Source organism: Embleya sp. NPDC020630 (assembly GCF_044334985.1).
In the GTDB taxonomy this organism is placed as follows: Bacteria; Actinomycetota; Actinomycetes; order Streptomycetales; family Streptomycetaceae; genus Embleya.
Map to the genome: position 1 here is coordinate 37686 of NZ_JBIRUB010000008.1, position 26987 is coordinate 64672.

The 26987-nt window shown below is 72.1% G+C and carries 23 protein-coding genes; 14 read left to right on the forward strand and 9 right to left on the reverse strand.

Annotated features, from left to right (window positions below; genetic code table 11):
- Positions 1 to 237: 237 nt before the first annotated feature.
- Complete coding sequence (locus tag ACH4XV_RS26220) at positions 238 to 2760, forward strand: ATP-dependent Clp protease ATP-binding subunit (protein ID WP_126639262.1); 2523 nt, start codon at positions 238 to 240, stop codon at positions 2758 to 2760.
- Between the two features lie 156 nt (positions 2761 to 2916).
- On the opposite strand, the gene ACH4XV_RS26225 is transcribed toward ACH4XV_RS26220, so the two are convergent.
- The gene (locus ACH4XV_RS26225) at positions 2917 to 5097 is read right to left on the reverse strand and encodes an MMPL family transporter (RefSeq protein ID WP_395793843.1); all 2181 of its coding nucleotides are present in this window, start codon (positions 5095 to 5097) and stop codon (positions 2917 to 2919) included.
- Positions 5098 to 5241: 144 nt separating this feature from the next.
- Between ACH4XV_RS26225 and ACH4XV_RS26230 the strand changes: the two genes are divergently transcribed.
- The 4 genes from ACH4XV_RS26230 to ACH4XV_RS26245 all read left to right on the forward strand — a co-directional run bounded on the left by ACH4XV_RS26230 (position 5242) and on the right by ACH4XV_RS26245 (position 8378).
- Entirely contained in the window at positions 5242 to 5928 is a 687-nt protein-coding gene (locus ACH4XV_RS26230; protein ID WP_395793845.1) for a TetR/AcrR family transcriptional regulator, read from the forward strand.
- Between the two features lie 71 nt (positions 5929 to 5999).
- Positions 6000 to 6752, forward strand: coding sequence for an SDR family NAD(P)-dependent oxidoreductase (locus tag ACH4XV_RS26235; RefSeq protein WP_379999077.1), 753 nt, complete (start codon positions 6000 to 6002; stop codon positions 6750 to 6752).
- Positions 6753 to 6895: 143 nt separating this feature from the next.
- Positions 6896 to 7936: an NAD(P)-dependent alcohol dehydrogenase gene (locus ACH4XV_RS26240; protein WP_395793847.1), complete on the forward strand. Its 1041-nt coding sequence runs from the start codon at positions 6896 to 6898 to the stop codon at positions 7934 to 7936.
- Positions 7937 to 7988: 52 nt separating this feature from the next.
- Entirely contained in the window at positions 7989 to 8378 is a 390-nt protein-coding gene (locus ACH4XV_RS26245) for a tetratricopeptide repeat protein (protein ID WP_395793849.1), read from the forward strand.
- Positions 8379 to 8387: 9 nt separating this feature from the next.
- Here ACH4XV_RS26245 and ACH4XV_RS26250 read toward each other — a convergent pair whose 3' ends face one another.
- The 3 genes from ACH4XV_RS26250 to ACH4XV_RS26260 form a co-directional block, all read right to left on the reverse strand.
- Positions 8388 to 9068 carry a lysoplasmalogenase gene (locus ACH4XV_RS26250; protein WP_395793851.1) on the reverse strand — a complete coding sequence of 227 codons (681 nt, stop codon included), beginning with the start codon at positions 9066 to 9068 and terminating at the stop codon, positions 8388 to 8390.
- Entirely contained in the window at positions 9065 to 9931 is an 867-nt protein-coding gene (locus ACH4XV_RS26255; protein WP_395793853.1) for a sterol desaturase family protein, read from the reverse strand. Before ACH4XV_RS26255 ends, ACH4XV_RS26250 begins: the two co-directional genes overlap by 4 nt.
- 154 nt (positions 9932 to 10085) lie before the next feature.
- Positions 10086 to 11162: a DUF2382 domain-containing protein gene (locus tag ACH4XV_RS26260; protein ID WP_395793855.1), complete on the reverse strand. Its 1077-nt coding sequence runs from the start codon at positions 11160 to 11162 to the stop codon at positions 10086 to 10088.
- Positions 11163 to 11459: 297 nt separating this feature from the next.
- On the opposite strand from ACH4XV_RS26260, the gene ACH4XV_RS26265 reads away from it, so the two are divergent.
- Together ACH4XV_RS26265 and ACH4XV_RS26270 are read left to right on the forward strand one after the other, a co-directional pair.
- Entirely contained in the window at positions 11460 to 12194 is a 735-nt protein-coding gene (locus ACH4XV_RS26265; RefSeq protein WP_395794438.1) for a GNAT family N-acetyltransferase, read from the forward strand.
- 82 nt (positions 12195 to 12276) lie between these two features.
- A complete protein-coding gene (locus tag ACH4XV_RS26270; RefSeq protein ID WP_379999090.1) occupies positions 12277 to 12744 on the forward strand; it encodes a GNAT family N-acetyltransferase in 468 nt (155 codons plus the stop codon).
- 17 nt (positions 12745 to 12761) lie between these two features.
- On the opposite strand, the gene ACH4XV_RS26275 is transcribed toward ACH4XV_RS26270, so the two are convergent.
- Entirely contained in the window at positions 12762 to 12998 is a 237-nt protein-coding gene (locus ACH4XV_RS26275; protein ID WP_379999092.1) for a hypothetical protein, read from the reverse strand.
- A 417-nt stretch (positions 12999 to 13415) separates the two neighbouring features.
- Between ACH4XV_RS26275 and ACH4XV_RS26280 the strand changes: the two genes are divergently transcribed.
- A complete protein-coding gene (locus ACH4XV_RS26280) occupies positions 13416 to 15254 on the forward strand; it encodes a hypothetical protein (protein ID WP_395793857.1) in 1839 nt (612 codons plus the stop codon).
- On the opposite strand, the gene ACH4XV_RS26285 is transcribed toward ACH4XV_RS26280, so the two are convergent.
- Positions 15178 to 16131 carry an A/G-specific adenine glycosylase gene (locus ACH4XV_RS26285; RefSeq protein WP_395793859.1) on the reverse strand — a complete coding sequence of 318 codons (954 nt, stop codon included), beginning with the start codon at positions 16129 to 16131 and terminating at the stop codon, positions 15178 to 15180. The two genes, ACH4XV_RS26280 and ACH4XV_RS26285, sit on opposite strands and share 77 nt — an antisense overlap.
- Before the next feature lie 181 nt (positions 16132 to 16312).
- Here ACH4XV_RS26285 and ACH4XV_RS26290 point away from each other — a divergent pair, with 181 nt between their 5' ends.
- The gene (locus ACH4XV_RS26290; RefSeq protein WP_395793861.1) at positions 16313 to 17167 is read left to right on the forward strand and encodes a hypothetical protein; all 855 of its coding nucleotides are present in this window, start codon (positions 16313 to 16315) and stop codon (positions 17165 to 17167) included.
- 100 nt (positions 17168 to 17267) lie between these two features.
- Here the strand turns inward: ACH4XV_RS26290 and disA are convergent, their stop codons facing one another.
- Both disA and radA read right to left on the reverse strand, forming a co-directional pair.
- Positions 17268 to 18377 (reverse strand): DNA integrity scanning diadenylate cyclase DisA, encoded by a 1110-nt coding sequence (gene disA / locus ACH4XV_RS26295; RefSeq protein ID WP_395793863.1) that lies wholly within the window; start codon positions 18375 to 18377, stop codon positions 17268 to 17270.
- A 350-nt stretch (positions 18378 to 18727) separates the two neighbouring features.
- Positions 18728 to 20119 carry a DNA repair protein RadA gene (gene radA, locus ACH4XV_RS26300; protein ID WP_395793865.1) on the reverse strand — a complete coding sequence of 464 codons (1392 nt, stop codon included), beginning with the start codon at positions 20117 to 20119 and terminating at the stop codon, positions 18728 to 18730.
- A gap of 133 nt (positions 20120 to 20252) precedes the next feature.
- On the opposite strand from radA, the gene ACH4XV_RS26305 reads away from it, so the two are divergent.
- Both ACH4XV_RS26305 and ACH4XV_RS26310 read left to right on the forward strand, forming a co-directional pair.
- Positions 20253 to 21776: a hypothetical protein gene (locus ACH4XV_RS26305; protein WP_395793867.1), complete on the forward strand. Its 1524-nt coding sequence runs from the start codon at positions 20253 to 20255 to the stop codon at positions 21774 to 21776.
- Between the two features lie 97 nt (positions 21777 to 21873).
- Positions 21874 to 23502: a hypothetical protein gene (locus ACH4XV_RS26310; protein WP_395793869.1), complete on the forward strand. Its 1629-nt coding sequence runs from the start codon at positions 21874 to 21876 to the stop codon at positions 23500 to 23502.
- 33 nt (positions 23503 to 23535) lie between these two features.
- Here ACH4XV_RS26310 and ACH4XV_RS26315 read toward each other — a convergent pair whose 3' ends face one another.
- A complete protein-coding gene (locus tag ACH4XV_RS26315; protein WP_395793871.1) occupies positions 23536 to 24279 on the reverse strand; it encodes a hypothetical protein in 744 nt (247 codons plus the stop codon).
- A gap of 106 nt (positions 24280 to 24385) precedes the next feature.
- Between ACH4XV_RS26315 and ACH4XV_RS26320 the strand changes: the two genes are divergently transcribed.
- The 3 genes from ACH4XV_RS26320 to ACH4XV_RS26330 all read left to right on the forward strand — a co-directional run bounded on the left by ACH4XV_RS26320 (position 24386) and on the right by ACH4XV_RS26330 (position 26984).
- On the forward strand, positions 24386 to 25312 hold the full coding sequence (locus ACH4XV_RS26320) for a Ppx/GppA family phosphatase (protein ID WP_395793873.1): 927 nt from the start codon (positions 24386 to 24388) through the stop codon (positions 25310 to 25312).
- A 216-nt stretch (positions 25313 to 25528) separates the two neighbouring features.
- Positions 25529 to 26359 (forward strand): sugar phosphate isomerase/epimerase family protein, encoded by an 831-nt coding sequence (locus ACH4XV_RS26325; RefSeq protein ID WP_395794440.1) that lies wholly within the window; start codon positions 25529 to 25531, stop codon positions 26357 to 26359.
- A complete protein-coding gene (locus tag ACH4XV_RS26330) occupies positions 26352 to 26984 on the forward strand; it encodes a TetR/AcrR family transcriptional regulator (protein WP_395793875.1) in 633 nt (210 codons plus the stop codon). The genes ACH4XV_RS26325 and ACH4XV_RS26330 overlap by 8 nt, the downstream gene beginning before the upstream one ends.
- The last annotated feature ends 3 nt before the right edge of the window (positions 26985 to 26987 follow it).

Here is a 26987-nt window from a genome sequence, read left to right on the forward strand (position 1 = left end):
CCGGCGATCGAAAATGCCGCGTTCGCTTCTGGCGTACTCGGAATCGGCCTCAGTACGTGGCCGGCGGGAACATCGTCTCGCACCATCGGGTTTGACTAGTTGTCCAAGGCGGTCCGCAACACGTGGGTCGCCCGTCTTCACGGACGAATCGAGCGGTCCTGCGTGCAGGACTAGCATGCGGAAGGACAGGGAGGGGACCGTCCCCGATCTGCACGACCGCTCTGAGGAGCGATAACGATGTTCGAGAGGTTCACCGACCGCGCGCGGCGGGTTGTCGTCCTGGCTCAGGAGGAGGCCCGGATGCTCAACCACAACTACATCGGTACTGAGCACATCCTCCTTGGCCTCATCCACGAGGGTGAGGGCGTCGCTGCGAAGGCCCTGGAGAGCCTCGGCATCTCGCTTGAGGCAGTGCGTCAGCAGGTCGAGGAGATCATCGGCCAGGGTCAGCAGGCCCCGTCCGGTCATATCCCCTTCACGCCCCGTGCGAAGAAGGTCCTCGAGCTGTCGCTGCGCGAGGCGCTTCAGCTGGGCCACAACTACATCGGCACGGAGCACATCCTCCTGGGTCTGATCCGCGAGGGCGAGGGCGTCGCCGCCCAGGTCCTCGTGAAGCTCGGCGCCGACCTCAACCGGGTCCGCCAGCAGGTCATCCAGTTGCTCTCCGGCTACTCGAGCGGCAAGGAGTCCGCGACCCCGGGCGGCAGCGGGCAGGAGGGCACGCCTTCGACGTCCCTCGTGCTCGACCAGTTCGGGCGCAACCTGACCCAGGCGGCCCGCGAGGGCAAGCTCGACCCCGTCATCGGGCGAGAGAAGGAAATCGAGCGGGTCATGCAGGTGCTGTCCCGCCGCACCAAGAACAACCCGGTCCTGATCGGCGAGCCCGGCGTCGGCAAGACCGCCGTCGTCGAGGGCCTGGCCCAGGCGATCGTCAAGGGCGAGGTGCCCGAGACGCTCAAGGACAAGCAGCTCTACACGCTCGACCTCGGCGCGCTCGTGGCGGGCTCCCGCTACCGCGGCGACTTCGAGGAGCGCCTGAAGAAGGTGCTCAAGGAGATCCGCACCCGCGGCGACATCATCCTGTTCATCGACGAGCTGCACACGCTCGTCGGCGCGGGTGCCGCCGAGGGCGCGATCGACGCGGCGAGCATCCTCAAGCCGATGCTGGCCCGGGGCGAGCTCCAGACCATCGGTGCGACCACGCTGGACGAGTACCGCAAGCACCTGGAGAAGGACGCGGCGCTGGAGCGCCGGTTCCAGCCGATCCAGGTCGCGGAACCGTCCCTGCCGCACACGATCGAGATCCTGAAGGGTCTGCGCGACCGCTACGAGGCGCACCACCGCGTGTCGATCACCGACCAGGCCCTGGTGGCCGCGGCGACGCTCGCGGACCGGTACATCTCCGACCGGTTCCTGCCCGACAAGGCGATCGACCTCATCGACGAGGCCGGTTCGCGGATGCGCATCCGTCGGATGACCGCGCCGCCGGACCTGCGCGAGTTCGACGAGAAGATCGCGAACGTGCGTCGGGACAAGGAGTCCGCGATCGACGCGCAGGACTTCGAGAAGGCCGCGTCCCTGCGCGACAGCGAGAAGAAGCTGCTCGCCGACAAGGCGAAGCGGGAGAAGGAGTGGAAGGCCGGCGACATGGACGTCGTGGCCGAGGTCGACGAGGAACTGATCGCAGAGGTTCTCTCGACCGCCACCGGCATCCCGGTCTTCAAGCTGACCGAGGAGGAGTCCGCGCGACTGCTCCGCATGGAGGACGAGCTGCACAAGCGGGTCATCGGCCAAAAGGACGCCATCAAGGCGCTTTCCCAGGCCATCCGGCGCACCCGCGCCGGACTCAAGGACCCGAAGCGTCCCGGTGGTTCGTTCATCTTCGCCGGCCCGTCCGGTGTCGGTAAGACCGAGCTGTCGAAGACGCTGGCCGAGTTCCTGTTCGGCGACGAGGACGCGCTCATCCAACTGGACATGAGCGAGTTCTCCGAGAAGCACACGGTCTCGCGCCTGTTCGGTTCGCCGCCCGGATATGTGGGTTACGAAGAGGGTGGCCAGCTCACCGAGAAGGTCCGTCGCAAGCCTTTCTCGGTGGTCCTGTTCGACGAGGTCGAGAAGGCCCACCCGGACATCTTCAACTCGCTGCTGCAGATTCTGGAAGACGGTCGGCTGACCGATTCCCAGGGTCGGGTGGTGGACTTCAAGAACACCGTCATCATCATGACGACCAACCTCGGCACGCGGGACATCTCGAAGGGCTTCGGCCTCGGTTTCTCCGGATCGTCCGACGTCAAGACCGGTTACGACCGGATGAAGGCGAAGGTCAACGAAGAGCTGAAGCAGCACTTCCGTCCCGAGTTCCTCAACCGTGTCGACGACACGATCGTCTTCCACCAGCTTTCCGAGGAAGACATCATCCAGATCGTCGACCTGATGATCGCCAAGGTGGACGAGCGGCTGCGCGACCGGGACATGGGCATCGAGCTCCGTCCGGCCGCCAAGACGCTGCTCGCCAAGCGGGGCTACGACCCGCTGCTGGGCGCCCGGCCGCTGCGTCGCACGATCCAGCGCCAGATCGAGGACAACCTCTCCGAGAAGATCCTCTACGGCGAGCTGCGTTCGGGGTCGATCATCGTGGTCGACACCGAGGGCGAGGGCAAGGACGAGAAGTTCACCTTCGAGGGCATGGAGAAGGCACCGCTGCCGGACGCGCCGCCCGTCGAGGCGACCGGCTCGGGCCCGAACCTGACCAAGGAGTAGTCGCCGGCGCGAGCCGACGCGAGGTGTGACGAAGGGGCCGCCCCCGGGATGCGAATCCCGGGGGCGGCCCCTTTTCGTGTGCCGCACCCTCCCCCGCGTGACAGGGTGCGGCGGTACGTGAGCGAGCCTGCCGGGCGCCGCATTGTCCGGCACAGGTCAGCGCACGGCGCCCGGCACGTCCGTGTCGCGCTCGGCGCCCGCCAGGGCGGGCAGCGCGGGGCCGGACTCCGGGGCCGACTCGCGCAGGCCGACCCGTGCGTGCAGCCTGCGCAGCGCCGGCGGGGCGTACCACGCGTGCCGGCCGAGCAGGCGCATCGCCGCCGGCACCAGCACGCCCCGGACCAGCGTGGCGTCCAGCAGGATCGCCAGCGCCGCGCCGAAGCCGAACAGTTGCAGGAAGCTCACGGTGCTGGTCAGGAACGCCACGAAGGTCACCGCGAGCAGCGCAGCCGCCGTGGTGACGATGCGCCCGGTGCGACCCAGACCCTGGCGGACCGCGTCCGCGTCGGACGCGCCCGCGTCGTGCAGTTCCTTGATCCGGCTGGTCACGAACACCTCGTAGTCCATGGACAGCGCGAATGCGATGCAGAACAGCAGCACCGTCATCGAGGTGTCCATCGGCAGCGGGGTGAAGCCGAGCAGGCCCGACAGGTGCCCGTCCTGGAAGACCCACACGGTGATGCCGACCGCGGCCATGATGCTGAGCCCGTTCAGGAGCAGTGCCCGCAGCGGTTGCAGGATGCTGCCGGTGAACAGGAACAGCAGGACGAAGGTGCTGAGCACGATCAGCCCGAAGGCGAGCGGCAGGCGGTCGCCGATGGAGGCCTTGGTGTCGACCAGGCGGGCGTCGGTGCCGCCGACCAGGGCCTCGGTGGCGTTCGGGGCGGGCACCGCGCGCACGTCGTGGACCAGGTCCTGTGCGGCGTCCGACTTGGCGGGCAGTGTGGTGATCACCGAGATCAGCCGCGCGTTCGGGCGGATCCGGTCGGGGCCGGCGGTGTCCACCCGGGCCACCCCGGGCAGCGCGGCGAGCCGACCCGCGTAGGCGTCCACCGGGGCCTGGGCGCCGGTGCCGAGCAGGACCACGTCGAGCGAGCGGGTGTCGTCGAGGCTGTAGTCCGCGCGCAGCGTGTCGCCGACCTGGCGGGCCTGGGTGCTGGTCGGCAGGACCCGCTCGTCGGGCGTGCCGAAGGTGACCCCGAGCAGCGGCGACGCGGCGAGCAGCAGCGCCGCGACCACGGGCAGCGCGGTCAGCACGGGCCGGCGGGTGACGAAGCCGGCGAGCCGGGACCAGATCGGTGCCTCGGCGCCCTGGACGCCCCTGATGCCGCGGATGCGCATCGACTCCACGCGTGGGCCGAGCACGGTCAACAGGGCCGGAGCGATGATCAGCGCGGCGAGCGCGGAGATGATCACCACGCCGATGCCCGCGTAGGCGAACGAGCGCAGGAAGTACTGCGGGAAGACCAGCAGCACGGCGAGCGCGGCGGCCACCGTCGCTGCGGAGAAGACGATCGTGCGCCCGGCGGTGCGCACCGTGCCCACCACCGCGTCGTGCAGGTCGTGTCCGGAGTGCAGCAGTTCGCGGTGTCGGGCCACGATCAGCAGCGCGTAGTCGATGGCCAGCCCCAGGCCCAGGGCCGTGGTGAGGTTGATCGAGAAGATCGACACGTCGGTGAGGCTGCCGAGGACGAACAGTTCGGCGAACGTGCCCATGATCGCGACGAAGCCGATCACCAGCGGCACCAGGGCCGCGATCAGGCTGCCGAACGCGAGCACGAGCAGCAGCAGGGTAAGCGGCACGGCGATCGACTCGGCGATCGCGAGACTGGTGCCGACCTGGCCGGTGACCGCCGGGCCGACCGCGGCATCGCCGCCGATCCGGACCCGGAGCGGGCTGTCGGCGGGCAGTCGCGCGCCCTCGGGCAGTTCGGCGATATCGTCCTTGGCCGAGTGGGCGACGAGCAGCGCGCCGCGTCCGCCGTCGGCCTTGAGGCCGGGTGCGTTGGTGGTCCAGTAGGAGGCCACCTGGTCGAAGCCCGGCGCGGTTGCCAGGGCGGCGGTGAGCCGCCGTCCGGCGTCCGCGACGGCCGGGGTGTCCACGCCGGAGCCGTCCTTGGCCCGGACCTCGATCACCAGATTCGGGCGACCGCCGAAGGTGTCCTTGACCTCGTTCTGGGCTCGGGTGGAGGCCGAATTCGGCGCGTCGAACCCGCCCGACTTCAGCTTGCCGAAGGCTCCGAAGCCCACCCCGGCCGAGACGAGCAACACCAGTGTGCCGATCACGAGCACGGCGCGCGCTCGGCGGAAGACGAGGTCCCCTAGTCGTTCGAGCATGATCATCGACCTTCCATGCGATTCGTGGGGAACGGAGGGTGCGGAGTCCGGCGCGTCATGTTGACGCCGATAACAATGTTGGCATCGATAACTTTGCATTGAATGTGCGCGGTGTCAACATGGGGCTGGATCGAATGGAGAACCATGCCAAGCGAGCAAGCCGCCGGTACGCCGAGCCGACGCGGGTATCACCACGGCGACCTGCGGAACGCGCTGACCGAGGCCGCGGTGGAGCGGGCCCGGGCGGCCGGTCCGCAGGCGATCGTGCTGCGTGAGGCGGCGCGGGCGACGGGGGTGTCCTCGACCGCCGCCTACCGGCACTTCGCCAACCACCACGAGTTGGTCGTGGCGGTCAAGGACCACGGCTTGGCGCTGCTCGCGGCGACGATGCGGGCCGAGTTGGCCAAGGGCGAGCCGTGCCCGGACCCCGGTGACGAGGCGATGCGCCGATTGCGCGCGGCGGGTCTGGGCTATGTGCGCTTCGCGTTCGCCGAACCCGGCCTGTTCCGCACCATCTTCTTCGGCGGGGCCGAGGAGGAGCCGATGGTCGGCCGGCGGCAGACGGCCGAGGTCGAGGGCGACGACGGGAAGGGGTACGGCACGCCCGACGTGTCGGACGAGTCGTACGCGCTGATGTCCGAGGCGCTGGACGAACTGGTCGCGCTGGGCCGGCTCCCGCAGGAGCGGCGCAGGTATTCCGACGTGGTGATGTGGTCCGCCGTGCACGGCCTGAGCGTGCTGCTCCTCGACACGGAACTGGCCCGGCTCCCGGACGACGTCAAGGCCGACATCGTCAGCCGCGGCCTCGACGTGGCGCTGAACGGCCTGTAGCTCCGGCCGCCGTCCCCCGATAGGCCCTCTCCGGCGGGCGGCTGTCGTGTGTAGATCCCAGGATCGAAGGCATGAGCGCCGACTTCGCCGCCAGGACCGCCATCGTCACCGGGGCCGCCTCCGGGATCGGCGCGGCCGTCGCCCGGCGGCTCGCGGCCGACGGTGCCCGGGTCGTGGTCGCCGACCTCGACGACGTCGGCGCGGCCCGCGTCGCCGCCGAGATCACCGAGGCCGGCGGCACCGCCCGGGGCATGCGGGTGGACGTGGCCGACCCGGACTCCGGGGCGGAGCTGGTGCGGGCGACCGTGGCGGCGTTCGGCGGCCTGCACCTCGCGGTCAACAACGCCGGCGTCACCGGCCCGCACGCGCTCACCGGCGAATATCCGGCGGACGGCTGGCGCACGGTGATCGACGTCGATCTCGGCGGTGTCTTCCACGGGATGCGCCACCAGATCCCGGCGATGCTGGAGTGCGGCGGCGGGGCGATCGTCAACGTGGCGTCGATCCTCGCCGTGGTCGGCTTCCCGAACGCGGCCGGCTACGTGGCCGCCAAACACGGCGTGCTCGGCCTGACCCGGACCGCCGCGATCGAGTACGCGCAGCGCGGGATCCGGATCAACGCGGTCGGTCCCGGTTTCGTCGAGACCCCGCTGCTCGCCGACGCCGACCCGAAGGCGCGCGCCGCGCTGACCCGGCTGCATCCGATGGGCCGGCTCGGCACTCCCGAGGAGGTCGCCGAACCGGTGGCCTTCCTGCTCTCCGACCGCGCCTCGTTCATCACCGGGAGCTACCACCCGGTCGACGGCGGCTACACCGCGCCGTAGCACGCGCGTCGGGATACCCCGCCCCGGTAATCCATCCGGTTGGCGGGTCCTAGTCTGGAAACGACGTCGCCGGCCCACCGTGCCACCCGAGCACCAGCCATGTCGCCCGCATGGGGGCCGGTACGCCGGAAAGGGAGAAACCCATGAAGGCCGTCCAATACGTCGAGTTCGGCAAGCCGGTCGAGGTGCGGGAGATCCCCGCACCCGAACCGGGCCCCGGGCAGGTACTGCTCCGGGTCACCGCCGCGGGCGTGTGCCACTCCGACATCTTCGTGATGAGCCGCCCGCCCGCCGACTTCGGCTTCGCCGCCCCGCTCACCCTGGGCCACGAGGGCGCCGGCGTGGTCGCCGCGCTCGGCGAGGGGGTCACCGGCCTGGAGATCGGCGAGGCCGTCGTCGTGTACGGGCCGTGGGGCTGCGGCACCTGCCACGCGTGCGCGCAGGGCCGGGAGAACTACTGCTCGCGCGCCGCGGAACTCGGCATCCGCCCGCCCGGCCTGGGCGCCCCCGGTGCGCTCGCCGACTACCTGCTGATCGACGACCCGCGCCACCTGGTTCCGATCGGCGACCTGGACCCGGTGCGGACCGTCCCGCTGACCGACGCCGGGCTGACCCCGTACCACGCGATCAAACGTTCGCTGGACAAGCTGTACGCGGGCAGCACGGCCGTGGTGATCGGCGTCGGCGGCCTCGGCCACATCGGCGTGCAGTTGCTTCGCGCGCTCTCCGCCGCGCAGGTGATCGCGCTGGACGTGAGCGAGGACAAGCTGGAGTTGGCCCGGGCCTCCGGCGCGCACATGGCGATCACCTCCGACGCCAAGGCCGCCGACATCGTCCGCGAGGCCACCGACGGACGCGGCGCGCAACTCGTGCTCGACTTCGCCGGCGTACAACCCACCGTCGACCTCGCCGCGAAGTGCGCCGCCGTGGAGAGCGACCTGACCATCGTCGGCATCGGCGGCGGCACCCTCCCGGTCGGCTTCGGCCTGATCCCGTACGAGTGCTCGGTCAGCACCCCGTACTGGGGCTCGCGCGCCGAGCTGATCGAACTGATCGACCTGGCCCGCCGCGGCGCGGTGAAGGCGCATGTGGAGACCTTCACGCTGGACGACGCCCCCGAGGTGTACGACCGGCTGCACCACGGCCGGATCAACGGTCGCGCGGTGCTCGTCCCGGGCGCCTGAGCGGGGCCCGCGCACCCATGGAATACCCGGCCGGGGTATTCGGTTCTGCAGGGTGTCCGACGACGTCACGAGCATCGCGAAGGGAGCCGACGTGACGCTGACCCTGGAGACCTACCGCATGGCCGAGGGACTGGTCGAGCAGCGCGAGCCGCTGCGTGCGCTGCGCCTGTTGGAGCCGGCCCTCGACGAGGAGCGCGACAACGTCGCCGTGCAGCAACTGGCCGGGCGGGCGTACTACCTCTCGCTCCAGCTCCGCCGCGCCGAGGCCACGCTGCGCCGGGTGATCGAGCTGGACCCGTGTGACGCGTGGGCCACCCACGCGCTCGGCCGCACCCTGGAGCGGGCCGGCCGAGGGGCCGCGGCGGCGCCGTACCTGCGGCTCGCGGCGGCGATGAACCCGGAGCCGGAGTACACCGCGGCTGCGGCCAGGTACGCCGACTGACCGACCCGCTCAACCCGACGAGGCGGTGGACCGAGGGTCCGCCGCCTCGTCGGCGTGCCGGCGGGGAAACGGCCGGCTCGCCCAGGTGAGCGCCAGCAGCAGCTGCCCGGCCACATAGGTGGGCATCACCAGCGCCGCCTGCCCCGGAAACAGGTCGACATCGGCCAGGCCGAGGGCGATCACCGCGTCGGAGCCCAGGAACAGCGCGCCGCCGAGTCCGGTGCGCCGACCCACCCCGGCCGCGCACACGGCCATCGCGGTGAGCAGGAGGCTGTAGCCGAGCACCGGCACCAGCAGATCGTCCAGTCCGCCGCGGACGGTGGCCATCATGGCGCCCCAGGCGAGCAGGTACACCGCGGGCAGCCACGGCGGCAGCGTGATCCCCACCCGCCGGAACGCGAGCAGGTAGCAGACGTGCCCGACGGCGAACCCGGCCATCCCGACCAGGAACGTGGCCTCCCGATCCACCAGCAACCCCACGTCGCCGACGAACCCGCCCACGAGCGCGCCGATCGGCAGCCGCAGGTCGTGCTCGGTGCCGGGCCGCGCGGCCACCCACACGAAGGCGATCAGCACCGGCATCAACAACGTCTTGGTGACCCAGCGGGGCCCGTCCACATCCGCCGCCGCGAGCACCGAGTCGGCGACGCCCAGCGTCAGGTAGGCGACGAGCAGCGCACGAGCACTCACGCCGCGGCCTCGGCGGCGGCGCCCGCCGGGGCCGTCGACGCGGCCGGCGCGGGCTGCCAGCCGGGACCGCGCAGCACCCGCCCGAACCGCACCCGCCAGGTACGCGCGGCCCGCACGTCGCGCGCGATCGCCGCGTATTCGTGAAAGGCCACCCGCAGCGGGTTGTACGTCTCGATGTTCTTGGTCAGCCCGTAGTTCACCGGCTCGCCCTCGGGCTCGAAGCTGCGGAACAGCCGGTCCCACACGATCAGGATGCCGCCATAGTTGCGGTCCAGATATCGCGGGTTCGAACCGTGGTGCACCCGGTGGTGCGACGGGGTGTTGAAGACGTACTCGATCGGCTTCCAGAGCCTGCCGATCCGCTCGGTGTGGATCCAGAACTGGTACAGCAGATTGATCGAGAAGGACGTGACCACCATCGCGAAGGGGAAGCCGAGCAGCAACATCGGCCCGATGAACACGATGTGGTGCGCACCGGTCCAGGTCTGCCGCAGCGCGGTGGAGAGGTTGTAGTGCCGACTGGAGTGGTGCACGACATGGCTCGCCCACAGCAGCCGCACCTCGTGACCGGCGCGGTGCTCCCAGTAGTAGAAGAAGTCGACGCCGACGATCACCAGGACCCACGTCCACCACGTGTGCGGGAGCCGCAACGGGGTCAGCTCGTGCAGCCCGTCCCAGGCCAGGACGGTCAACAGACCCCAGCCGAGGCCGGCGGCGATGCTGCCCAGGCCCATGGTCAGGCTCGTCGCGGTGTCCTTCACCGCATACCCGCGCTCGTCGTCGTCGGGGGCGAAGCGATACGACACCCACTCGACGACCAGGAGGAGGGTGAAGGCCGGAATGGCGAACACCGTGAGGTCCATGTTCGGACCCTACTGGCGAGTAACGCCGGGTGGAAGGGGTGATTTCCCGCGATTTTCCCGGGCCGTGCGGGTCGCGCGGGCCCGCGCGAAAGCCCCCGATCGCCGCCGGAGGTGATGTACCGGGGGTGATCGGGGGCTTCGTGTGATGCCGGCGTTACCGGTTCTTGTCGAGCCGTTCGCCCTTGCCGTCGAGGACCTGCACCTTGTCCCCGTCGTGCAGTTCGATCCGCTCGCGGCGGACCTCCTCGGTCACCCGCTGCTCGCCCTGCACCCGCTTGGAGACGAGCCGGATGCGCTCGACCGGGACGACCTCCTTGTGCACGACGACCCGCTCGGCGTGCAGCACGATCTCCAGCGCGCTCTCCCGCATGTCGGGGCCCTTGAGTGCGGCGCCGCGGTTGGAGTCGTCGATCGGCTCGCGGACGATCTCCCACTCCTCGTGCATCACCGGGACGACCTTGTCGACGCGCTCGGTCTCGACCACCTTGCGCAGTGCGGCGCGGCCGGCCTCGATCGTCTCCACATGCACGTCGAGGCGTTCCTCGGACCGGGTCATCCACTCCATGCCGGCCTTGCCGGAGGTCGCCTCGGTCCGGGCGGTGCCCGAGGCGGCGGGGGCGGGCCGGGTCGCGGCGCCGGCGGCCCCGGCGTCGGTCCGCGCGGTCCGGCCGCTCACGGCGCCCGCGGTGCCCGCGGCCGTGGTGTCCAGGGCGCCCGCGGCCCGGGCCGGCGGATCGTTCGTCCGCACCGACGGGTCGTGCCTGCCGGTCAGCTCCTCGTAGCCGTCGTCCGAACCGGCGAGCTGGGACTTGGACATGTCGGACCGCTGCCGGGAGCCCGCGGCGGCGGCCGTACCGGCGGCTCCGGCGGCGGTGCCGGCGGTGCCTTCGGCGGTGCCGGTGCGGGTCATGCCGCCCGACGGTGTGACGCTGTAGTGGCGGTAGAGACGGGCCTCCTCCTCCGGCGACAGGTGCTCGTCGGTACCCAGACTGGGCGCCTCCTTGACCAGCTCCTTGTCGAACGGCACACGCAGGTCGTCACCCTGCATGTCGGCCGGGCCCAGCGGTACGAAGCTCTCGCGTCCGCCGAACATGCCGGTCTTGACGGTGACCCACTCCGGCTCGCCGGTGCGGTCGTCCAGGTACACCTGGCCGATGGTCCCGATCTTGCTGCCTTCGGAATCGACGACCTTGCGGCCGATCAGTTCCTGGGGGGTGACATTCGTCTTCACGAGCCAACGCTCCTGTTCCCGGACTCGCGGCGGGGGTGCCGCCGGCCGGAGGTAGTCGTGTGGGAGCTTCGTTCTCCAGCAGACGGCGAATCGGGCGAAGCGACAACCGGAGGGGGTCGGGGCGGGGTCGGGTGATACCCCGGTGCGGCGCCGTCAACTGGGGGAATGCGATCTACGCCGGCTCGTGCGCGGGCGGGTGGGATTTCACCCGAGTGGGTGAGTGGGTGGTCGCCGGCGCGGGGTGCCCCGGCGGGGGCGGGGCGGGCATGCTCCGGCAGGATTCGTGCGGTGTGGGAGATGGTCGAGCACGACGAACTGGTGCGCCGCTGCGGCGGTGACGCGATGTGTGTCTGGGTCGCGCAGGGGCTGACCGGCGGGCGGCGGGCGTGGGCGAGCGCGGACGGGCGGGCCGTGGTGGTGGCCGGGGCGGGGTTGTGCCGGTACGACCGGTTGGCGCTGTACGGGCCGGTCGACGCGCTGGTGCCGCTGGTGCGCGAGGTGTCGGCCGAGGTGGGGCCGAGTTATCGGCCCTTCGGCGATCCGGAGCGGATCGATGCGCTGGTGGCGGGGGTGCCCGGCCTGGTCGAGGCGGGGTCGTTCGGGTGGATGGACATGGCCGAGGGGGCGCCGGCGTCGGTTGCCGGGGCCGGGCGGGCGCGGTGGTTGGGGGAGGACGCGACGGACGAGGTCGCCGCCCTGATCGAGGCCGGGTTCCCCGGCTCCTATGCCAAGCCGGGGATGCCCGGGGTGGAGCGCTGGGCGGGGGTGCGCGACGCCGACGGCCGGTTGCTCGCGGTGGCGGCGCTCGCCTGGTCCGCGCCCGGGATCGGGCTCCTGGCCGGGGTCGGGGTGGATCCGGCGGCGCGTGGGCGCGGGCTGGGTCGGATGGTGTGCGCGTTCGTACTGGCCGAGGCCCGCGGCCGACACGGGCGTGCGGCGCTGATGGTCGACGAGTGGAACCACGCCGCCGTCCGGATGTACCAGGGTCTGGGCATGGTCTATCGACCGGTCAAGGCGGCGGCTTGGCGGTAGGAGGCTTTGCCCGATCCGCCGGGATCCCCCCGGAGCGGCCGGGCGTCGTGCCCCGGGCGGTCCCGATTTGTAGGCTCTCGGCATGACCATGACCATCCGCCCGGCGACCGCCCGGGATCTGTCGGGGTTGCTCGCGCTCTACGCCGAATTCCATCCCGGGGACGTGCCGTTGCCGATCGAGCAGGCGCATCCGATCTGGGCGGACATCGCCACCCAACGCGGGCGCACGGTGCTGGTCGCCGACCTGGACGGGACGGTCGTGGGCACCGTCGACAGCGTGGTGTTGCCCAACCTGACCCGGGGCGGGCACTCGATCATGTTCGTGGAGAACGTCGTGGTCGCCGCGTCGCATCGCCGGCGGGGCATCGGCGGGCGGCTGATGGCCGCCGCGCTCACCGCCGCCGGCGACGCCGGGTGCTACAAGGTGCAACTGCTCGCCGCCGACGGCGCCGAGGTGCACGCCTTCTATCGGGCCTGTGGGTTCGATGCCCTCGCCCAGGGGTTCCGGCGTTATCTGCGACCCGTCGCGGGTGGTGCGGCGCGCGGTTGAGGGTGGGTCCGCCCGAGTCAGGTGCCGGTGCGCCAGGGGCCGCCCGTGGAGCCCTCGGGGGGATCGGTCGGGCCGTTGCGCAGCCAACCGGTGCCCCGGCAGTGCGGACAGCGGGTGCCCGCCCAGATCGTCGACACCTCGCGGTGCCGGCTGCGGTACACCCGACCCGAGGTGTCCAGGCCGGTGCCCTGGCAGCCCATGCACTGGATCGCGTCGCCCGATCCGCGCTCGTCGTGGCCGGCGTCCTCCATCACCGCGTCCCCCTTCGCTGTCGGTGTACCGCCGCGCTGTGCGGCGGATCGCGTTGCGTAGCCGCCGTGTGCACAACCAGTATTCGCCCGGCGGGGGGCCGCGCGCCGGTATTCCGGGCAGAACGCCGCGCCGCGTCGCGGGCGGCCGGGGGAGCGGGGGCGCGCGGCGAAGGGGCGGTCCGGGGCCCTGGTCCTCGGACCGTCGGTCGCTCGGGCCGGGGTGGGCGGGTAATGCGTTCGCTCGGTTATTTCGTTACGTTGGAAAAGAATAGGCCCGCAAAGACGATGTCGGGCGTGGTGGTCGATACAGTTTTCGATCGCATTGCCGGGCTTCGGGCAGGGGTAATTCGAACACGTATTTCACCGATGTTATTATCGCGCGGATCGAAGTGTGAACCACAACAGCTCGGGGGCAGGACGATGGGCGTAGAAGGCGCCTTGGTCGAGGACCACGCGGTCGAGGGCGCGAAGAATTCCGGTCCGGAAATATCGCCACAAAGACCGTGGTATCGGCCGGACGCGCGGACCGGATGGGCCCTCGCCGTCGTCCTGGTCCCGGCCCTGCTGCTCGGCGTGGCCGCCTTTCGGCGGCGCTGGATCGGCGACGACGGACTGATCTTCGTCCGCGTCTCCCAGCAGATCCTGGACGGCAACGGACCCAATTTCAACGTGGGCGAGCGGGCCGAGGCGGCGACCTCGACGTTGTGGCCGTGGCTGCTCGCGCTGGTCGGCGGGGTGACCGGGATCGACCTGGTGGCCGTCGCGGTCTACGGCTCGCTCGCCTGCGCGGTCGTCGGCCTGGCGCTGGCCTCGGCGGGCACTCGCCGGCTCTACCGCGACCTGCCCGGCGGCGGATGGCCGCTGCCCGCCGGCGCGCTCGTGATCGCCGCGCTCCCGCCGTTCTGGGACTTCGCCACCTCGGGCCTGGAGATGGGCCTGATCTTCGTCTGGTTGGGCACGAGCTGGTGTCTGCTGGTCCGGCTGGACCGCGAGACCTCGTTCCGCCGCCAGGCGTGGACCTCGTTCGCGCTCGGCATGGGTGTCCTGGTGCGGCCCGACCTCGCGCTCGGCACCATCGTGTTCGCGGTGGCCGCCTGGCTGCTGCTGCGGCCGACGCGGAAGCGGCTGGCCGTGCTCGCGGCGTGCGGCGGGCTGCTGCCGGTGCTGTACCAGCTCTTCCGGATGGGCTACTACGGCGTGCTGCTGCCCAACACGGCGATCGCCAAGGAGGGGACCAAGACCGACGTCGGGCGCGGGTGGACGTACTTCGAGGACTACGCGAGCCCGTACAACATCTGGGCGCCGCTGCTGCTGACGGTGGTCGCGGTCGGTCTGTTGGCGACCGTCGGCCGCTCGGTGGGCGACTTCGAGCGCTACCGGATCCGGGTGCTGACCGGGACGGCGCTGGTCGCGGGCACGGTGCTGCTCGGCTACGTGATCGTGGTCGGCGGCGACTTCATGCACGCCCGGCTGCTGCTGCCGGGCACCTTCGCCTTCCTGCTGCCGGTCCTGGTGCTGCCGCTGCAACGGCTGTACGCGGGTACCGCGGCCGCGCTCGCCGTGTGGTCGCTGGTCTGCGCGGCGGCGATGCGGGTGCCGTACCAGGGGTTCGGGCCGAAGAACATCGAGGACACCCGCACCTGGTACACGGCCTGGACGGGCGAGTCGAACCCGGTCACCGCGGCGTCCTATCGGGCGGCGTTCGTGAAGCGGCTCGAAGGGGTCGGCAGGGAATGGCAGGCGGATCGGACGACGCCCGGCGCGCAGTTCGTCTATCTGACCTACTACCACGAGCCCGACAAGTTCTGGATGTTGAACTTCGACTTCCGGTCCGCGCCGCTCAAATACCATGTCCCGGTCACCGATTCGGTCGTCTACGGCGCCCTCGGCCAGCCCGCCGTGCTGGTGCCGACATCGGGTCTGGCGATCGACATCTTCGGCCTGGCGAATCCGCTCGGCGCACACCTCGACCTCGACTACCGCACCCGGTCGGGGCACGACAAGTTGACCTACATCGAATGGATTCTGGCCGACTTCACTCGGCCGGGCACCCCGCTCGACCTGCGCAACGTCGACCCGGCAAAGGTCGAGGCGGCCCGTCGGGCGCTGAATTGCGGCGGAATTCGCGAACTTCAGGAAGCGACCCGCGAGCCGATGTCGTTGTCCCGATTCTGGAAGAATTTCACCGGTTCGGTGAAACGGAATTCGATGCGGATTCCGACGAATCCGATCGACGCGGAGAAGAAGTACTGTCACTGAGTGGACCGGCCGGCAGGCGGTACACACCCGCCGCCAACGGCTCCACCAACCCGTCGGCGACCAGCCCGTCCAGCGCCCGCGCGCGTTGGACGGGTTCGTCCCACACCGCGTCCAACGCGGCCTGGTCCACCGGTTCGGCGCTGTCCCGCAACACCGCGAGCAGCCGGCCCCGGACCTGGCGGTCGGTGCCCGCGTACGTCTGCCCGCGTCGCGGCGGACCCGTGTAGGCGGGCTTGCCGGCCAGCCGCCACGCGCACAGCGCCGCGATCGGACACCCCACGCACCTGGGCGACTTGGCCGTGCACACCAGCGCGCCGAGCTCCATGATCGCGACCGCCCAGGTCGACGCCGTCTCGGCGTCGGCGGGCAACAGCGTGGTCGCGGTGCGCCGTTCGGCCGGCGTGGTGGCCTGCGGCGGATACTCGACGCCGTCGATCGCCCGACCGATCACCCGGCGCACGTTGGTGTCCAGCACGATGTGCCGCTGTCCGAACGCGAACGAGGCGATGGCGGCGGCGGTGTACTCGCCGACCCCGGGCAGCGCGAGCAGGTCCGCGTGTGCGCGCGGGACCTCGCCGTCGTGCCGGTCGACCATCGCGGTCGCCGCACCGTGCAGGCGCAGGGCGCGGCGCGGGTAGCCGAGCCGGCCCCACATCCGCACCGCCTCGCCCGGCTCGTCGGCGGCCAGTGCGGCGGGGGTGGGCCAGCGCTCCAGCCAGGCCGTGTAGACCGGCAACACCCGGGCCACCGGGGTCTGTTGCAGCATGAACTCGCTGACCACCACCGCCCACGCGGACGCGTCGGGGGTGCGCCAGGGCAGATCGCGGTTGTTGGCCGAATACCAGTCGAGGATCGGCTCGTGCAGTGCGTGTGACATCTCCCCCCGATCCTCGCACGTTACGGGCGCTCACTCGGGCGGGTGACGGTGGCTTCTGCCCGCAAATGCCGGAATAGGCCCGCGACCAGGGCTTCTTCGGGCGCGACACGGCCGGAAAATCCAACGCTTCGGACGGTGTGGCTACACCGGACGGCGTAACGATCTCCCCTAGAGTTTGCGCGTGGACTCGATGCGCCGTCCCGTGGGTCACCTGCCGTCAACCGTCTATTGGCGTCGGCGGGTCGTCGTGCTGCTCGCCCTCGCGCTGTTGATCGCGCTGGTGGCCTGGGCATGCACTGCCGGTGGGGACTCCGACGACAAGAAGAACGCCTCGGACAAGAAGCCGATCCCGTCGGGTTCGGTCTCGCCCGATCCGAGCGCCATCACGCCCGGGGCCAACCCGACCAACGGCGCCAACCCGCCGATCCCGGGCGGGAGTACGGGCACGCCGGGCGGCACCTCGGGCACCTCCGCCGGTACATCGGCAGGAGCCTCCGGTCAGCCCGGTGGGCAGAGCGGGCAGAGCGGCCAGTCGGCGGGCGGCGCGGGCAACCCCGGCGGCGGCACGGTCCCGGGTGGCGGCAAGCCCGCACCGGGCGGGGGCACCTGGTGCACGCCGGCCATGATCCGGGTGCAGATCCAGCCGGTGGAGGCGGGCAAGAGCGCCTACAACGCCTCGCAGAACGTGGCCCTGAAGGTGATCGTCACCAACGAGTCCGGGCCCACCTGCTACGTCGACCTCGCGCCGAGCCACGCCTACATCGAGGTGTTGTCCGGCAGCGACCGGCTGTGGAGTTCGGCCGACTGCGCGACCGGCCCGGGCACCGACCTGCGCCAGATCCAGCAGGGCGCCTCGCAGGCCGTGTCGATCACCCGGGACTGGGGCTGGACCCGCTCCGACGCTCGGCAGTGCGCCACCAACGGCGGACAGACCAAGGCCGCCCCGGCGGACAAGGCCGCCTACCGGGCCAAGGGCGTGCTGGCGGGCCTGGAGCCCTCCGGCGAGTTCATCTTCACCGCCACCGTCGGCAAATAACGGCGGACCGACACGGCGGGATCCGAACGCGGGACGAGAACACAACGGGAAGGGCCCCGGCGCCGAGCGCCGGGGCCCTTCCCGTGTCACCGCCGAGCGGTCAGACGTAGCGCTCCAGGATCGAGGACTCGGCGAGGCGGGACAGGCCCTCGCGGACGCTGCGGGCCCGGGCCTCGCCCACGCCGTCCACCGCCTGGAGGTCGTCCACGCTGGCCGCGAGCAGCTTCTGCAGGCCGCCGAAGTGCTCCACGAGCCGCTCGATCACCACCGGTGGGAGCCGGGGGACCTTGGCGAGCAGTCGGAAGCCGCGGGGGCTGACCGCCGAGTCGAGGACCTCGTGGCCCGAGGTGAAGCCGAGCGCGCGGGCCACCGTCTGCAGGTCGAGCAGATCGGCGTGGGCCAGGCCGTCGAGTTCGTCGAGCACGTCGGCCTCGGTCCGGCCGCGCTTGATCGCACGCTCCGGCACGTAGTCGCGGGCGACCAGCTTGCGGTCGTCCTCGACACCCGCGATCAACTCTTCGAGTTGCAGCGAGAGCAACCGGCCGTCGACCCCCAACTCGGTGACGTAGCCGTCGATCTCGCGGGCGATCAGGCGCACCATCTCCAGCCGCTGGGACACCGCGCACACGTCGCGAACGGTGACCAGGTCCTCGATCTCCAGGGCGGACAGCGTGCCCGACACCTCGTCGAGGCGCAGCTTGTAGCGCTCCAGCGTGGCGAGCGCCTGGTTGGCCCGGGACAGGATCGCCGCCGAGTCCTCCAGGACGTGCCGCCGACCGTTGACGTAGAGCGCGATCAGGCGCATGGACTGGCTCACCGAGACCACCGGGTAGCCGGTCTGCTTGTTGACCCGCTCGGCGGTGCGGTGCCGGGTGCCGGTCTCCTCCGTCGGGATCGACGGATCCGGGACGAGTTGCACGCCGGCCCGGACGATCTTCGTGCACTCGCGGTCGACCACCACCCCACCGTCGAGCTTGCACAGCTCGCGCAGCCGGGTCGCGGAGAACTCGACGTCGAGCACGAAGCCGCCGGTGGACAGCGCCTCCACCGTCTTGTCGAAACCCAGCACGATCAGGCCGCCCGTGTTGCCCCGGAGGATGCGCTCCAGGCCGTCGCGCAGGGCGGTGCCCGGGGCCACGGACTGCAGCGCGGCCCTCACGAGAGCCGCGTCGGCACTCGTGCCCTTGTCGGTCCGGTCATTCGTAGCCACAGAACTCCCCGTGGTCGTTGCCATCCTCGGCCGGCCATCGGCCGTCACCCGGGCATTTGCTCCGGTATGCACGGCCGGGAGCGCCTCAGGACCTGCGGACGACACAGGTCGGCCGCTACGTCGGAAGATCGGTGGAAAAGTCTAGTGCCTCCCGGCCGCCGACCGGTCGCCGCAACCGACTCGAAGCCGTGTTTCGGCACGGGTCGCGCGCGCCGCTCCGCGTGTCGAGTATGTCCGAGGCGACACATGGTCACTCCTCGGGGCACCCGGAAAGTTGCCGGACGGTGCCCGGGAGCGGGGCCGGGCGCGCTGGGGAGGGTGTCGCGGGCCCGGTCGGCGGGCCCCGTCGATCATGTGCGGTCGTCCCGGCGCTCGCGTGCGGAGACCAGGTTGAACGCGCGCAGCGCCTCGCGGATGTCGGCCACCTCGATCACTTTCATGCCCTTGGGGATCTTGCCGGGATCGGGCGGCACCAAGGCGTGTGTGAAGCCGAGCCGGAACGCCTCGGCGAGCCGCCGCTGTACGCCGGTGGTGCGGCGGATCTCGCCCGCGAGGCCGACCTCGCCGACCGCGACCAGCTTGGCCGGCAGCGGGTGGTCGGCGGCGGCGCCCGCGAGGGCCAGCGCCGCGGCCAGGTCGGCGGCCGGTTCGGTGAGCTTGACGCCGCCGACGGTGGCGGTGTGGATCTCGGTTTTCTCCAGGCGCACCCCGCCGCGCCGCTCCAGGACCGCGAGCACCATGCCGATCCGGGCCGAGTCCAGGCCCGAGGTGGCCCGTCGCGGGGTGGGGATCTGGGACGGGGCCACCAGCGCCTGGACCTCGACCACCAGGGGCCGTTTGCCCTCCAGGGTCACCGTGACGCAGGTGCCGGAGACCGGCTCGGCGCGCTGGGTCAGGAACAGGCCGCTGGGGTCGGTCAGGCCGGTGATGCCCTCGTCGTGCAGTTCGAAGCAGCCGACCTCGTCGGCGGTGCCGTAGCGGTTCTTGATCGCGCGGACCAGGCGCAGTCGGGCGTGTCGGTCGCCCTCGAAGTGCAGCACCACGTCGACCAGGTGCTCCAGCAGGCGCGGGCCGGCGATCGAGCCGTCCTTGGTGACGTGGCCGACCAGCACGGTGGCGATGTTGCGTTCCTTGGCGATGCGGATCAGCGCGCCGGTCACCTCGCGGATCTGCGACACGCCGCCGGGCGCGCCGTCGATCGCGGGCGAGGCGATGGTCTGTACCGAGTCGACCACGAGCAGGGCGGGCTTGACCGCGTCGACGTGGCTGATCAGTGCGGCGAGGTCGGTCTCGGCGGCGAGGTAGAGCTCCTCGTTGAGCGCGCCGATCCGACCCGCGCGCAGACGGACCTGGGCGGCCGACTCCTCGCCGGTGATGTAGAGGGTGCGGGCGGCCGGCGACGCGGACTTGCTGGCCACGTCGAGCAGCAGGGTGGACTTGCCGACACCGGGCTCGCCCGCGAGCAGTACGACCGCGCCCGGGACCAGGCCGCCGCCGAGCACGCGGTCCAACTCGTCGACGCCGGTCGGGCGGAACCGGGCCTGCTGTACGTCGATCCGGCCGATCGGCAGCGCTGCGGTGGTGACCGGCCCGGCGGCGATCGAGCGGGCCTTGGGGGCGCCGAACTCCTCGACCGTGCCCCACGCGTGGCACTCGTTGCAGCGGCCCAGCCATTTCGGCCCGGTCCAGCCGCACTCGGTGCAGCGATACGACGGGCGATCCTTCGTGGTGGTCCTGGCCATGCCAGGAACCGTAACGGCCCGCGCCGACAATGGAGACAGGGCCGGGATCGGGCACGGGCGGAATGTCTTGATCCTGTCACCGGGTGGGCAAAGCGATGGTGGCGGTCGGGCGTTGTGCCTACCGTGTGGCGGCATGGTGGGGGACGGTGCGGTGCGGGAATCCGGGACGACGGACGAAACGGGCGCGATGCCCGACGCGGTGGCGTTGTACGACGCCCACGGTGACGCGTTGTTCGGCTTCTGCGTGGCGCTCGGGTACCCGCCCCGGGTCGCCGAGCGGGTGGTGCGCGAGGCGCTGGCGCTCGCGCCGGAGCGGATCCGCGCGCTGCGCGACCCGCGCCGGAGCCGGGCGCTGTTGTACGCGCTGGTGCGGGTCGTGGCCGAGCGGGCGGCGCTGGAGCGGCCCGGTCCCGGGGTGGTCGAGCAGGTCCTGGCGGCGGGGGGCGCGGGGTGGTCGGTGCCCGATCGACGCCGGTTGGCGCCGCTGGTGCCGTACGCGTTGTGGGCGGTCGACGAGGACGAGCGGATCGCCCTGGACCTGTCGGCGCGGCACCGTCTGAGCGACGCCGAAGTGGCCGACGTGCTGGGCGTGTCCGAGCGGCGGGCGGCGCGGCTGCTGGCACGCGGACCGGTGCAGTTCGAGCAGGCGCTCGCGGTGTACGCGGTGGCCACGCACGCGCGGCGGGACTGTCCCGAACTCGCGCTGCTGCTGCCGGACGCGGGGGCCGCGGTCGAGGCGGGGCTGCGGCAACCGCTGCACCTGCACGTCGACTCCTGCCCGGACTGCGTGGCGCTGCGCCCGGGGCCGGTGGAGGCGCGGGCGCTGCTCGCGGGCGGCGGGGCGGCCAACGCGCCGTACGCGATCCGGATGGCGCTGCGCGCGGACGGCGCGGCCGAACCGGTGGATCCGGTGGATCCGGTCGAGCGGGGCGGCTTTCCGAAGGGCACGGGTCGGCCGAGGTCGCGGGTGCCGGTGGTGGCCGCGTGTGCGACGGCCGTCGCGCTGGTGCTCGGCACGGCGGTGCTGGTGCGGCCCGGGGCCGAGCACGACACGCCGATCGCGCTGAGTACGGCGCCGCTCCCGGAACGACCGCCGGCGCTGCATCCGGCCGAGACACCGGCCGCCTCGGCGAGTGTGGTTCCGAGTACCGCGCCCGCGCCGTCGACGACGCGGGCGGTGCCGACCTCGGCGCCGAGCACCCGGTCCGCCGCCGCGAAGCCGACCGCGCGGACGAGCCGAAGCGCCAAACCCTCGACGAACGCCGGCGCCCCGCTCGCGGGCGGGTCGGCCACCCTTCCCCGATCGGGCGGCACCGACGAGGGCAATCCGGCGGCGCCGGGCACCCTGTCCTGGTCCCGCTCGACGGTGGACCTCGGCGCGGACGGCGCCGCGCAGACCGTCCGGCTCGCCGCGACCGGCGGGCCGGTCACCTGGTCGCTGGCGGTCTCGGAAAACGACTGGCTCACGGTGAGTTCGCATGCCGGCACACTGGCCAACGGCCAGTCGATATCGATCACGATCTCGGCAAATCCGGACAGGGCACCGGCCACCACGTGGGCAGTGTCCGTTTCGGCGAATCCGACCGGTGTTTCGCTGACGGTCACCGGAGGGCCGGCGTCGCATGGAGGCGCGACGAAGGAATTCGGTCAAAGGTGACGGATATTCACTCGAAAGTATGATTGTCGACCTCGAAAGGCGTATGAAAGTGCAAATCGCCTGAGTCGACGGCTCTCCGACACCTACGTTCACGAACGTGACGGATTCGGTAACCGGCCGGGCATCGGCCCCCGCCGCGGTGCTTTCGTGGGGACGCGCCGCCTACGACGCCTACGCCGAAGGGCTCTACACCTACTGCCTGTCGGTACTGCGCGATCATCGGGCGGCCGCGGAATCCCTCCGCAGCACGTTCGTGCTCGCCGACCGTCACATCGGCCGACTGCCGGACCTGGATCTGCTCAAACCGTGGTTGTACGCGCTCGCCCGCTACGAGTGCCTGGTCCGCCTCGACGCCCACGTGCGCGTCGGCACCGGGCCCGCCCGGCCCGAGGACGTACGGGTGGTGTGGGCGCACGAGCGCAGCCTGCCGCCGCTGGCGGGCGACGCCGACGAGCCGACCGACCTGTTCCCCGGCACCGAGGCCGGGCGCGTCCCCGGGCGGCGCGGCGACCTGGACGAACTCGCCTGGCCCGACGCGGTGGGACTGGCGCCGGAGCGGCGCGAGGCGCTGGAGTTGTCGGTCCGGCACGGGCTCGATCCGCGCGGCCTGGCCGCCGTGCTCGGCTGTGACGAGCAGCACGCCCGCAGCCTGCTCCTGTGCGCCGGGCGCGAGGTGGACCGGACCCGCGCGGCGGTCGCGGGCGCCGAGGCCTCGCACGGCTGCCCCGAGGGCCAGGAGTTGGCCACCGGGCGGCTCACCTCGGCGCTGCGCGAACGACTGATCGCGCACGTCGAGACGTGTCGGCGGTGCGGGCCGCACGTGCGCCGCGCGGCGACGCTGCTCGCACCGACCACGGGCGCCGCGGCGGCGCCGGTCGCCCTCGCGCTGGTCGCCCCGCCCGCGGCGCTGCGGATCGAGGTGCTGGGCGAGGTGGGCAAGGGCCGCTCCGCCCAGCGGCCGCCGGAGCTCGCCCGCCGGGTCGCCGAGTTCGACCGGGCCGGCTTCCCGGTCTTTCGGGCCCGGGTGGTCGAGCGCGGCAATCGGCGCCGGGCCACGGTGATCGCGGCGGTCGTGGTGGCCGCCGTGGTGGCCGCGCCCGCGCTGGCCCTGTGGCAGGCCTCCGGCGGGTCGGCCGCCGGGCCGCCCACCAGGGTGGTCACCATCGCGTCGGCGCACGTGGACACCGCCGACGGGACCGGGTCGAACGTGCCCGCCGCGCCGACGGCCTCCCCGGCCGCGACCGCCGTGCGGCCCGGTGTCGGCGGCCCGTCGCACGGACGCGGATCGGCTCCGGCCGCCGTCGCGCCGCCCGTGACGCCGCCGGACCCGATCGCGCCGGGCGTCGTGTTCGTGCCGCCGCCCGGCGACCCCGCCCCCGTACCGCCGCTGGTCACGGCCGGCCACACCGGCGACCGCACCGTGATCACGCTGCGCAACGTCGGCGCGGTCCCGGTCGACTGGCAGGCCCGGACCGGGGCGGCCTGGCTGCGCCTGAGCCGACCGCACGGCACGCTCGCGCCGGGGCAGGAGGACACCGTCACGATCTCGGTCGTCGCCGCGAAGGCGCCCCGGGGGTCGTGGTCGGCCAAGGTGGTGATCGAGCCGGGCGGCACCGTGGTCACCATCGAGGGCCGCACCGGCGACCCGGCCTCGTCGGGCCCGCCGCCGACCAGCGCGCCCGCGAGCACGCCGCCGCCGAGCGGCAGCCCGGCCGCCGGCGGCTGAGCCGGGCCCGCTCCGGGCCGGGCCGCGCCCCGGTCAGTCGACCGGATCCGCCGGGTGCGGCGCGAACGGCCGACCGCCGGCCAGCCGGGCCCGGCACGCCTCGACCAGGACCGCGTAGGCCGCCTCGCCCATCAGCTCGCGCAGCTCCGGCCCGTAGGACTCGTACACCGGCTCGCCCGCGCCGTGCGCCTCGGTGCTCCCGGTGCACCACCAGTGCAGGTCGTGGCCGCCCGGGCCCCAGCCCCGGCGGTCGTACTCGCCGATCGTCACCATCAGCACACGCGTCTCGTCCGGGCGGTCGATCCAGTCGTAGGTCCGCCGCACCGGCAGTTGCCAGCACACGTCCGGCTTGGTCTCCAGAGGATGCACACCCTCGCGCAGGGCGAGCGCGTGCAGCGAGCACCCGGCACCGCCGGCGAAGCCGGGCCGGTTCAGGAACACACACGCCCCGTCGACCAGCCGGGTGCGCTTGTCGCCGTCCTCGAACTCGCTGACCCCCTTTTTGGCGGCCAGGTCGTGGAACTGCCAGGTCTGCGGGGTCAGCCTTTCGGCCCAGGCCAGCACCCGCTTCTCGTCGTCCTCGTCCGACCAGTGCGCGCCCAGCGAACAACACCCGTCGGGCGCCCGCCCGGCCACCACGCCGTGGCAGCCGGCACCGAAGATGCACTGCCAGCGCGAGGTCAACCAGGTCAAATCGCAGCGGAACAGCTGATCGGCGTCGTCGGGGTCGGGAAACTCGAACCAAGCACGCGGAAAATCCAGGTCTACCTCAGGCACACCACCAGCGTAGAGCGCCGGGCGGGATGTCCGGTTCGGCAAAGGCGTGGCAAGCGAGGGAACGCCCCCGCTCACCCGCCCGGGTCGACGGATTACCTTCGTCACCATGCGACTCGGTGTTCTCGACGTGGGCTCGAATACGGTCCACCTGCTCGTGGTCGACGCCCATCAGGGTGCTCGGCCCCTTCCCGCGTACTCGCACAAGCGCGAGTTGCGCCTAGCCGAGCTGCTGGAGCCGGATGGAGGCATCGCCCCGCACGGGATAGATCTGCTGGTCCGCACGATGGCGGCGGCGCTCGAGGTGGCCGAGGACAAGGGCGTCGAGGACCTGCTGCCGTTCGCCACCTCGGCGGTGCGCGAGGCGGCCAACTCCGAGGCGGTGCTCGACCGGGTGCGGAGCGAGACCGGGGTGGACCTCCAGGTGCTCACCGGCGCGGACGAGGCCCGGCTGACCTTCCTGGCGGTGCGCCGCTGGTTCGGCTGGTCCTCCGGTCGGCTGCTCGTCCTGGACATCGGCGGCGGCTCGCTGGAGATCGCGGCGGGCGTGGACGAGGAGCCCGACGCGGCCGCCTCGCTGCCGCTGGGCGCGGGCCGGCTGACCCGGAACTGGCTGCACACCGACCCACCCACGGCGGACGAGGTACGGGTGCTGCGCAAGCACGTGCGGGCCGAGATCGCCCGCACGGTCGCCGAGTTCAGCCGACTCGGCCGACCCGACCACGTGGTGGCCACGTCCAAGACGTTCAAGCAGCTCGCCCGGATCGCCGGCGCGCCGTCCTCGGGGGAGGGCCCCTACGTCAAACGTTCGCTGAGCCGGACCGGGCTGGCCGACTGGCTGCCCCGGCTGGCGACGATGACCGCGACCGAGCGGGCCGCGCTGCCGGGGGTGTCGGTGGGACGCGCGCCGCAGCTGGTGGCGGGCGCCATAGTGGCCGACGCCGCGTTGGACCTGTTCGACGTGAACACGTTGGAGATTTGCCCTTGGGCGCTGCGCGAGGGGATCATCCTGCGCCGGCTGGACTGGATGGACTGAGGCCCGCCGGCGGCGACGCCTCGGGTCGGGACGAAATCCGGCCGATCGGGGCCGATGAGGTCGAGCCGGACGGGGCGTCGGGTGGCGATTCGGTTCGGATCGGACGCGCCGATGCGGCGGGACGAGGTCGATCCGGCCTTCGATGGTTCTACTCTGGGCGACGTGGCCGACCACGACATACTCACGGGTACGGGGTCCGACCCGGCCGCGGCACGCGTGCCGGACGCGGTGTTGCGGGTGCCCGACGCCAAGATCGCCCTGTCCACCGCCTCCGTGTACCCCGAGTCCACCGCGGACGGTTTCGAGATCGCGGCCCGGCTCGGCTACGACGGCGTCGAGGTGATGGTCTCGACCGATCCGGTCAGCCAGGACATCGAGGCGCTGCGCCGGTTGTCCGACCACCACGCGGTGCCGATCCTGTCCGTGCACGCGCCCTGCCTGCTGATCACCCAGAGGGTGTGGGGCACCGACCCGTGGGCCAAGCTGGTGCGCGCGCGGGACGCGGCGATGCGGCTGGGCGCGCGCACGGTCGTGGTGCATCCGCCGTTTCGCTGGCAGCGCAGCTACGCCCGCGACTTCGTGCGCGGCATCGAGCGCATGGCCGGAGAGACCGACGTGCTGTTCGCGGTGGAGAACATGTTCCCGCTGCGCTATCGGGACAAGGAGGTCGCGGCGTACGCGCCGGACTGGGACCCCGCCGACGAGGACTACCGGCACTTCACCCTCGACCTGTCGCACACCGCGACCTCGCGCTCGGACGCGCTGGACATGCTGGCCCGGATGGGCGACCGGCTGGGGCACGTACACCTGGCCGACGGCAGCGGCTCGCTCAAGGACGAGCACCTGGTGCCGGGACGCGGCACCCAGCCGTGCGCGGAAGTCCTGGAGCACCTGGCCCGCACCTCGTTCGCCGGCGCGGTCGTGCTGGAGGTGAACACCCGCCGGTGCGGCAGCCGCGCCGAGCGCGAGGCCGACCTCGCCGAGGCGCTGGCGTACACCCGGCTGCACCTGGCGGCCGAGGCCGGGGTGGAGCGCCGGCATGGCTGACCCGAAGACCGCCGCCGACGCGCCCGACGTCCGGCGGCGCGGTCCGGGCCGGCCGCCCGGTCGGCGCGGGGACGCCTCGCGGACCCGGACCGGGATCCTGGAGGCGGCCCGCACCGAGTTCGCCGCGCGCGGCTACGCGGGCGCGTCGGTCCGGGCGATCGCCCGTGGCGCCGGGGTGGATCCCGCTCTCGTGCACCACTACTTCGGCTCCAAGGACCGGGTGTTCATCGCGGCCATGGACCTGCCGCTGGACCCCGCGACACTGGTCGGCACGGTGTTCGCGCACGGTGTCGAGCAGGCCGGCGAGCGGCTGGCCGAGTCGTTCGTGGCGTTGTGGGAACAGCCGGACACCGGCACCCGGCTGTTGGCCATCCTGCGCACCGTGGTGCTGGACGGGGGCGGCAATCCGGCTTTTCGCGAGTTCATCGGCGCGGAGTTGACCACGCGCCTGGCCGAGGGCATCGGCGGGCCGGACGCGGCACTGCGCGCGAATCTGTGCGTGAGCCAATTGCTCGGGGTCGCGCTGACCCGCTACGTGGTGTGCCTGGAGCCGATCGCCTCGACGCCGGCGGCCGAACTCGTCCGCCGGCTCGCGCCGATCCTCCAGCGCCATCTGAACGGTTGACCG